We start from the raw sequence: 3,064 nt of genomic DNA on the forward strand, positions 1-3,064 counted from the left end.
GTAAGCGCCTCGCGAGGACCGTGATGGACGTTGGGCATAGGGCACGGCATGCTGTCCGCTTTGGGGATGTTTCGTTACCCAGTAACGACAAGTGGTGACGTTACTGAGTAACGCTCGTAAAGGGGAGCGAGATGGCACAAACGACAGCGCAGCGCCAAGCGGCTTACCGCGCAAGGCGCGCGACAGCAGGCAACGATGGCAACGGAGAGCGAAGGCTGAACATGTGGGTAACCACCGAGGCAGACCTTGCCCTTGCTCGCCTGGCGCGCCGTTACTCAGTAACGAAGCGAGAGATATTGGAGCGGTTGATCGTGCGTGCCGACACGGCAATTGTGCGCAGGCTCGATCCAGACTCGCCTGATTGGGAAGCCTACTTCGTCGCTCGCCGATAGCCCATCGACGTTACCGAGTAACGGAGCGCCTTCAGTGCAATCGAGCAGCGCCCCGGCCCACGCCGCGAGCCGTGAATCCGTTATGGATATGCGTAACACCGGTGCGCTGCGATACGACATCGTTCCGGCATCGTGACCGGCCATTCCGGTATTGTGACCGCGGATTCCGGACCTCAGGGATATCGGTCACGTTCGTCCGGAATCGTCGGTCAAGTTGGGCCGGAATAACCATGCAGGGGCGCGTGCACACGCCACGGCAGCAATTCATCGATGCGGTTGATCGGGTGATCGGCGATGCAGGTCAGGATATGAGCCAGGTAAGCGCGTGGATCGATCTCGTTGAGTCTGCAGGTCTGAATTAACGAGTACATCGCCGCTGCCCGCTCACCGCCGCTATCGGAGCCGCAGAAGAGGAAATTCTTTCGTCCGAGTGCGACGCAGCGCAAGGCGTTTTCGGCCAGGTTGTTGTCTATCTCGACGGCGCCATCGTCGCAGTACAGCATGAGCGCATCCCACTGGTTCAGGGAGTAGTTGATGGCCTTGGTCGTCTCCGATTTCGCCGACAGCGTCTTGAGCTTCGCCCTGAGCCAAGCTCCGTAGCTCTCGAGCAGAGGCTTGGCGCGCTCCTGCCGCACACGCAGCCTTTCGGCTGGCGGCTTACCGCGGATGCTGGCCTCGATACCGTAGAGTTCGCCGATATAGTCGAGCGCCTTTTGCGTTGTCTCAGATGGCGTGCGCACGTGAATGTCATACAGCTTTCGTCGCGCGTGGGCATGGCATGCGGCTTCGCGAATCGCCCCGCCCCGGAACAGCTCGTTGAAGCCAGAATACGCATCGGCCTGCAGCACACCGCTGAAGCCGGCCAGATGGCGCTGTGGATGGACGCCTTGCCGGTTGGGCGAGTATGCAAACCATACGGCGGCTGGTTCCGTCGAACCGGACCGGCGGTCATCACGCACATAGACCCACAGCCGGCCGGTCTTTGTCTTCTTGTTGCCGGGTGCGAGCACAGGGATCGGCGTGTCGTCCGCATGGATCTTGGTGCCGCCCATCGTGTAGCGCCGCAGCGCCTCCACCAGCGGATCGACCAACGCCTCGCACTGACCAACCCAGCGGCCCATGCTTGCCGGATCCAGTTTGACGTTTTCGCGCGCAGCGATCTCCGACTGCCGGTAAAGCGGCTGGTGATCGGCATACTTGGCCACAAAGATGTCCGCAAGCAGGCTCGGGTGCGCGATGCTGCGTTGAATCGGCAAGCCCGGCGCCGGCGGCTGCGCGATGCGGCGACAGCAGGCGCAGATCTTCTTGCGCCGTACGGTGCGGATGACCTTGAATGCTGCCGCGATACGGCCGAGTTGCTCGGACACGTCCTCGCCCAGCGGCTGCATCTGGCCGCCGCATTCGGGGCAGCTCGGCTCGGGCTCCAGCACATGCTCCTCGCGCGGCAGATGTTCCGGCAGGGCTTCGCGCGAAGCGCACTGGTTCGCGGCCACTTTGTACTTGCCAGCGGTCTGCGCTTCGCGCAACTCAGCCGCACCACGGCTGCCAGTCAGATCTTCCAGTCGCGTCTCAAGTCGCGCAATTTCACGATCCAGTTGCTCGGACTTGCGGCCGAACTGCATGCGCTTGAGTTTGTCGATCTGCGCCTTGAGCTGTTCGATTTCCAGATCGCGCTCGGCCAGATCCTGTTGGACTTGCGACAGCGATGCCCGTGCCTCGAGCAACATGGCTTTGAGGGCATCGATGTCGTCAGGAAGGTCGTCAGCATCAGGCATGCCGCGCAGTTTACGCAGGTGCCGTGCCGTTTACAATAGCCGTTTACAACATCGACAATGGCTCGGCCGTGCGCTGTGGCTGCCTCCAGTCGATGCCTTCGAGCAGCATCGACAGCTGGGCCTGGGTCAGGTGGATCTTGCCGCTGTCGGCCTGCGGCCAGACGAAGCGGCCGCGTTCGAGCCGCTTGGCAGCCAGCCAGAGCCCGTCGCCGGTGGCCCAGAGAATCTTGATCAGGTCCCCTCGACGGCCGCGGAAGATAAACACGTGGCCGCCAAGCGGGTTCTCCTGGAGCGCTGTCTGCACCTTGGCAGCAAGGCCTTGGAAGCCGCAGCGCATGTCAGTCACTCCCGCTGCCATCCATATGCGTGTGCCCGCCGGCAAGCCGATCATCGAGACAGCTCGCGAATCAGCAGCCGCAGCATATCCGCCGACACGTCACCGCGAATCCGCAAGCGTGCGCGCTCGAACTCAATCTCGCAGATATTCTCGGATGACGCCGCTGCAGGGATTGTCGGCGACAGCGTACGTTCTGCCGTCTGGGCGACGATGTCCACTGGCAACAGGGCTGGCGTGACACACTCCCGCTTCGCCGCCGCGCCTTCAGGCAGCGTCGGCAAACCGTATGCCCCCGCCAAATAGTGCCGCCGCCACTTGAACAAAAGGTTCGCGTTGACATCGTTGCTGCGCGCGATCAGCGCCACCGAAGCGCCCGCCTCGAATGATTGTTCGACTAGTCGCCGTTTGAACTCGGTCGGGAAGTTCGGCCGCTTGTATGCACCGCGAGCGGTGCGTCCAGTCACTGTCTCGTCCACTTTGGTGTCCGCAATAATTTGGTGGGCACCAAATTACCCAAAACCTCAATTACCCGTCCAGAACGGCCACCACGAGGCGCTTAC

The 3,064-nt window shown here is 62.1% G+C and carries 3 protein-coding genes; all 3 read right to left on the reverse strand.

The annotated features are described in order from the left end of the window. Positions 1-601: 601 nt before the first annotated feature. From tnpC to tnpA, 3 genes are read right to left on the reverse strand one after another with little or no spacing between them, the layout of a single operon-like run. On the reverse strand, positions 602-2,167 hold the full coding sequence (tnpC, locus tag AB1I47_RS33565; RefSeq protein ID WP_354687954.1) for an IS66 family transposase: 1,566 nt from the start codon (positions 2,165-2,167) through the stop codon (positions 602-604). 43 nt (positions 2,168-2,210) lie between these two features. Next, positions 2,211-2,558 (reverse strand): IS66 family insertion sequence element accessory protein TnpB, encoded by a 348-nt coding sequence (gene tnpB, locus AB1I47_RS33570; RefSeq protein WP_407935956.1) that lies wholly within the window; start codon positions 2,556-2,558, stop codon positions 2,211-2,213. Then, positions 2,555-2,980: an IS66-like element accessory protein TnpA gene (gene tnpA / locus AB1I47_RS33575; RefSeq protein WP_354687956.1), complete on the reverse strand. Its 426-nt coding sequence runs from the start codon at positions 2,978-2,980 to the stop codon at positions 2,555-2,557. The genes tnpB and tnpA overlap by 4 nt, the downstream gene beginning before the upstream one ends. Positions 2,981-3,064 lie beyond the last annotated feature (84 nt).

This window comes from Cupriavidus necator (genome assembly GCF_040578825.1).
Classification (GTDB): Bacteria; Pseudomonadota; Gammaproteobacteria; order Burkholderiales; family Burkholderiaceae; genus Cupriavidus; species Cupriavidus necator_E.